At 69.2% G+C, this 3,177-nt stretch carries 6 protein-coding genes; 1 reads left to right on the forward strand and 5 read right to left on the reverse strand.

Annotation, left to right across the window (positions count from 1 at the left end; genetic code table 11):
• Positions 1-260: 260 nt before the first annotated feature.
• The gene (locus DM816_RS41160; protein WP_117215849.1) at positions 261-704 is read left to right on the forward strand and encodes a hypothetical protein; all 444 of its coding nucleotides are present in this window, start codon (positions 261-263) and stop codon (positions 702-704) included.
• Here DM816_RS41160 and DM816_RS41165 read toward each other — a convergent pair.
• The 5 genes from DM816_RS41165 to DM816_RS41185 all read right to left on the reverse strand — a co-directional run.
• Positions 688-1,197 (reverse strand): GNAT family N-acetyltransferase, encoded by a 510-nt coding sequence (locus DM816_RS41165; protein ID WP_117215850.1) that lies wholly within the window; start codon positions 1,195-1,197, stop codon positions 688-690. The genes DM816_RS41160 and DM816_RS41165 overlap by 17 nt on opposite strands.
• The gene (gene nuoK / locus DM816_RS41170; RefSeq protein ID WP_117215854.1) at positions 1,194-1,487 is read right to left on the reverse strand and encodes an NADH-quinone oxidoreductase subunit NuoK; all 294 of its coding nucleotides are present in this window, start codon (positions 1,485-1,487) and stop codon (positions 1,194-1,196) included. The genes DM816_RS41165 and nuoK overlap by 4 nt, the downstream gene beginning before the upstream one ends.
• Entirely contained in the window at positions 1,487-1,984 is a 498-nt protein-coding gene (locus DM816_RS41175; RefSeq protein WP_117215851.1) for an NADH-quinone oxidoreductase subunit J family protein, read from the reverse strand. The genes nuoK and DM816_RS41175 overlap by 1 nt, the downstream gene beginning before the upstream one ends.
• Positions 1,981-2,493 carry a NuoI/complex I 23 kDa subunit family protein gene (locus DM816_RS41180; protein ID WP_117215852.1) on the reverse strand — a complete coding sequence of 171 codons (513 nt, stop codon included), beginning with the start codon at positions 2,491-2,493 and terminating at the stop codon, positions 1,981-1,983. The genes DM816_RS41175 and DM816_RS41180 overlap by 4 nt, the downstream gene beginning before the upstream one ends.
• A partial coding sequence (locus DM816_RS41185; protein WP_211589082.1) for an O-antigen ligase family protein occupies positions 2,490-3,177 on the reverse strand: 688 nt, incomplete at its 5' end. The genes DM816_RS41185 and DM816_RS41180, both read right to left, overlap by 4 nt.

Here is a 3,177-nt window from a genome sequence, read left to right on the forward strand (position 1 = left end):
TCGCGCCCGGCCACAACCGCGCAACAAGCACGGCTTCGCCTGAACAGAGTCAAAACCGGATCTCCAGCAGCGGCTATGCCCGGCTCGCTTCGCGCCCGGCCACAACCGCGCAACAAGCACGGCTTCGCCTGAACAGAGTCAAACCGGATCTCCAGCAGCGGCGTCGCTACGCTCGATCTCATGATGGGTCATCAGGCTTGCCGGTCCTGTGGAATGTGGATGGAACGTTGGTCTATACCGGGCGGCTAAGGTGTAGCCTCATGGCATCCCTCAGACCCCTGTTCGCCTGGGCCCTGCTCGGCTACGTGGCGATCGACGTCTTCTTCACCCTCGCGCGTTGGCTGGAGCCGTTCCGTGGCAGCGGTTTCGTGCAGCGCGCGCACAGCGCCGACTTCACCACCTTCGTCACGGTCGGCTTCCCCATCTTGGCGGTTCTCATCGCCGCGCACCTGCAGCCGGTGCTGGGCCAGGCGAAGGTCATCGCGGCGGTCGCGCTGGGCGAATACGCGACGATCATCGGCCTGGGTGCGCTCTCGTTCGTCGTCGGCCTGCCCCACCTGGCCCGCGTGGACAGCGCGGTGTCGATCCTGGCCTATGTCATCTACGGCTTTGCCGGCCTTGCCTTCGCCGCACTGGCCGCGTTTGGCGTCGTGCGCTCGTTCTTGAGCGTGGGCGGCGGCCTGACGGTCAAACTCGACGGCTGAGCACCTGCCCGTGCCACGGGCCGCGCGGAGTGTCCACAGTGAACGGTTCGGTGGGCGTGAAGCCCTGGGACTCGTAGTAGCGGACCAGGGCTCGGTCATCGCCCGCGTAACAGTCCACTCGCAACAGTCCCACACCACGCTCACGTGCGAGGCTCGCGGCGTGGTCGAGCAGGGCGCCGCCGATGCCGAGCCCGGCGTGGGCACGGCTGGTCACGAGGAAGTTCACGTACAGCTCCGGCTCCGTGGCCACCGGGATGTGCTGGGGTGCTTCGCCGACCGCCAGCGCTCCGACCGGCACGTCGTCGAGCCAGGCCAGATAGAGACCATCCGATTCGACCCAGGCCCGCGCCTGTGCGATCCGGCGGGGATGGGTGGACTGCTTCTCCGTGCCCCACTGCCCGGTGCGCCCGAGCTCCACCAGCCATTGGGCCGCGCCGTCGAGCAGCGCCAAGGCGATCTGGGCACCCTCGGCGCCCGCTTTGGAGATTTTCAATCGAGCGGTACCTCATCGACGTTGATGTTTGCGCGGAGCCGGAAGAGCCGGAGGATGAGCGCGAGCCCCACCCCGACCTCCGCGGCCGCGATGACGATGACAAACAGGGTGAACACCTGTCCGGTCAGCTGCTGCCGCACGGTGTCGCCGGTGACGAGGATCAGATTGACGGCGTTGAGCATGAGCTCGACCGACATCAGCACAAGCACCGCGTTGCGCCGGCGCAGCACGCCATAGGTCCCGATGGCGAACAGCAGCGCCGCGGTCAGCAGCGGGATGACCGGCCGGATCACGACGCACCCTCCCGTCTCGACAGCACGATGGCCCCGATGAGCGCGGCCAGCAGGAGCACCGAAAGCACCTCGAACGGCAGCACCCAGTCGGCGAAGATGGCCTCGCCCAGACGCTGCGCCGAGCCGGTCTCGGGCACGGCCACCTGCCGGTCGGCGAAGACCCACACGAACAGCGTGCTCAGGCCCAGACCGGTCCCGGCTCCGACCAGCAGGGCCGGGCCGAGCGGGCGATCCAGGTCGGGGCTCGGCCCGATCGGCGCGCGGGTAAGCATCACCGCGAACAGCAGCAGCACGACCACCGCGCCCACATAGATGAGCACCTGCACCCACGCGGCGAACTCGGCCCGCAGCAGCAGGAACTCCACCGCGATCGCGCCCAGCGTGACGACCAGCCAGAGCCCGGCGCGCACGAGATGCTCGGTCATCACGACCGCCAGCGCCGCGCCCACGGCGACCAGGCCGACCGCGGTCAGCAACACGTCGGAGACGGTCATGACGCGCTTGCCTTTTTGGCCGCGTTGGTCTCCTCTTTGGACGGCTCGCCGTTGGGGTCATGCGACGGCGGCGGCGGCACGGTCTCCATCCACGTGCCGAGCCGGTCCTTGTCGTGGATCAGGTCGCGGATGTCATATTCGGCGTATTCGAACTCGGGGCTCCAGAACAGCGCGTCGAAGGGGCACACCTCGATGCAGATCCCGCAGTACATGCACAGCGAGAAGTCGATGTCGAACCGGTCGAGGACGTTGCGCTGGCGCGGGCGGGCCGCACCCGGCACGACGACCTCCTCCTTATGCGAGTCGATGTAGATGCACCAATCCGGGCACTCGCGCGAGCACAGCATGCACACCGTGCAGTTCTCCTCGCGCAGCGCGATGACCCCGCGCGACCGGGGCGGCAGCTCCGGCTCCACATCCGGATATTGCTGCGTGGTGGAGCGGGACACGAGGGTCTTCAGTGTGACGGCAAGACCCTTGCCGAGGCCCACTCCCGGAACACCGCTCATGAGAATTCATCCTGCCCCTTAAGCATGGAAAAGCCAAGAATCGCGAACATGAGCGGGGGGAACAGCGGTCCCTCCAGCGCCGGGGCGAACACGGCGATCACCACGGCGAACGCGATCACCGAGCCCGCCCACGGGTCGGGGCGCACGCGCCGCGCGAGCAGGGCCAGCCAGCCGAGGTAGCATGCGAGCCCGACCAGCCCCAGCTCGACCACCAGGTGGAGCCAGAACGAGTCCACCGTCTTGCCGTGGAAGCCCAGCATGTCGAAGCCCTCCGGGCCCCAGCGCGGGTGGCGGTGCCAGCGCTCGTCGTGCTCCAGCGCGACGATCCCGCCGAACGTGCCCGCGCCGTAGCCGAGCACCGGCCGCCGGCCCAGCAGCGCGAGGCCCTGCTGGGCGAAGACGACCCGAATCTCCCGTTCGGGCTCCAGGTTGCGGCACGGGCTGCCGGGCCGGCCGTCCTGGCGCGCTTCCTCGGGCGGCCCGCACACGGGCAGGCTCAGGTCGGGCGGAGGCCGCTCGTGCGCGATGGGCAGGCCGAACGCGTCCACGACCCCCCAGAACCGGCGCGCCACCTCGGTCCGGACGTCCGGCAGGACCACGACCGGCACGGCCGCCAGCGCGAGCAGGGCCCCCAGCCCGGCGGCCAGCCTGCGCACGGGCACGCGCCGATGCAGCGCGATCACG

Origin of the sequence: Allorhizocola rhizosphaerae, from assembly GCF_003426775.1 — a bacterium.
In the GTDB taxonomy this organism is placed as follows: Bacteria; Actinomycetota; Actinomycetes; order Mycobacteriales; family Micromonosporaceae; genus Allorhizocola; species Allorhizocola rhizosphaerae.

What these genes read in the sequence shown, in the direction of transcription:
- DM816_RS41175 (WP_117215851.1), bottom strand. Translation starts at nt 1,984, where the DNA reads ATGACCGTCTCCGACGTGTTGCTGACCGCGGTCGGCCTGGTCGCCGTG.
- DM816_RS41160 (WP_117215849.1), top strand. Translation starts at nt 261, where the DNA reads ATGGCATCCCTCAGACCCCTGTTCGCCTGGGCCCTGCTCGGCTACGTG.
- DM816_RS41180 (WP_117215852.1), bottom strand. Translation starts at nt 2,493, where the DNA reads ATGAGCGGTGTTCCGGGAGTGGGCCTCGGCAAGGGTCTTGCCGTCACA.